The sequence below is a fragment of the Olavius algarvensis spirochete endosymbiont genome (genome assembly GCA_900608495.1).
GTDB lineage: Bacteria > Spirochaetota > Spirochaetia > DSM-2461 > DSM-2461 > UBA2779.
In genome coordinates, this window is record UWYT01000016.1 from 1 (window position 1) to 1,555 (window position 1,555).

A 1,555-nucleotide genomic window follows, 5' to 3' on the forward strand; every position below is an offset into this window, starting at 1 on the left:
AGAGTCTAAGGAGGCATATATGATAGATTTCTATGACCCTCGTTTTTTTAAGCTTGCTAAGTCCGATGAAGGCAAAGAGCTGTGGGAATTTCTGAACAGAACAGAGGTTATTGAGAGTCTTAAGAAGGCATCTCGACGCGAATGGGCTGCCGTTGATGCTGTCAATGAGGAGATCGAACAAACTTTCGGAGAACGACTAATCGCAACAGGCAAGGTTCTACAGTACAAGCGTATGATTGGCGCCATGATTTACAACATTCTGCTTCCCCGGGGATTCGAATTTGTCCGGTATGGTGTCCACTGTGTTCGGGGAACATTTATGATAACTGGGTCGTTGTACAAAGAGCAGGAAACGGGAGGTGTAGAGCAATAACCCGCACGATCGTTTCTTACATGAGCTGTGACTTGTATAGGAGTTTCGAGCGTACTCGTGCTGGAAAGTCCATCGACGAATTACTGGCAATGTTCATAAAACTGAAGAGATGGTCATTGCATCTGATGACGGATATCCAGCGGATCAAGTGTTTCAGAAAGATTTTTCAGATGAAGAGTTCCTAAGGGAGTAATCTGAAATCAAGATGGACACGGCCAAACATTTTTTGGGGCGTAGCATTCCGGCTATCATGAAACAGCTCGATTTCGAAAGGATTGGCAAGGTTCCGACAACAACCGATGGTCCTGTAAATAATGGGATGGTATATCGAAGACCACCTGTTCTCAGGAAGGTCTTTTTCGTATTTGCAGCTTGTCGGAAAAAAGAGTGACTCCCTCCGTTCAACTCAAGCAATACCTGGGTTCCAGCGGTAACTACCATTAAGCTAATTACTGTAGGAGGTGTAGCGATGAACAATCTGAATTCCATTATTCTGGAGGGCAATCTAACAAAGGACCCATTGATGGATAAAACCCCCAAGGGGACTGCGGTGTGCAATTTCGTAGTAGCTTCGAACCGATTTTATAAAACCGAGGAAGGACGACAAAGTGAAGTGAGCTACTTCGATGTCGAAGTCTGGTCACGACTCGCGGAAATATGCTCGGAATATCTGAGCAAGGGCCGTGGAGTTCGGGTAGTTGGACGGTTGAAGCAAGATCGCTGGACGAATTCCGAAGGTGAATCCCGTTCCCGTATTCGAATCGTTGGAGAGCATGTAGATTTTCTGAGAAGTCCCAGGAAGAGCGGGGCTGGACAATCAGAGAAGCCAAAGAAGTCGGACGAAATGATTGGGGACGAAAACACGGTCGCCGAAACAGATGAAATCCAGGAAGAGGCAATAGCAACTTATTAAATCTTGAGAGCGGAAGATTAAGGCCCATTTTCATTCGGATTTCAACCGGGGAAGGGAGGTTACGGACGGCCTCCTTTTCTCAAACGATTCGCTAAACGCGAATTGAAACCATCAGTCTCCCATCTATAGGAAGCTAGGATAGATAATTACAAAGCAGAAACAGCGCTTGGAGCTCTCCTCAAGCCCCATTTCGGGCTCTATTCTTGTAATCCTGGCGTAAGTATGATTTACTGGTACTATCGACTTCCACTCTGGATGTGGAGATGTTT

General features: G+C 45.9%; 2 protein-coding genes. Both read left to right on the forward strand.

The annotated features are described in order from the left end of the window. On the forward strand, positions 1–373 hold a 373-nt coding region (locus tag S1OALGB6SA_RS00115), incomplete at its 5' end, for a hypothetical protein (RefSeq protein WP_230204312.1). Between the two features lie 469 nt (positions 374–842). After that, positions 843–1,286 carry a single-stranded DNA-binding protein gene (locus tag S1OALGB6SA_RS00120; protein WP_124032154.1) on the forward strand — a complete coding sequence of 148 codons (444 nt, stop codon included), beginning with the start codon at positions 843–845 and terminating at the stop codon, positions 1,284–1,286. Positions 1,287–1,555 lie beyond the last annotated feature (269 nt).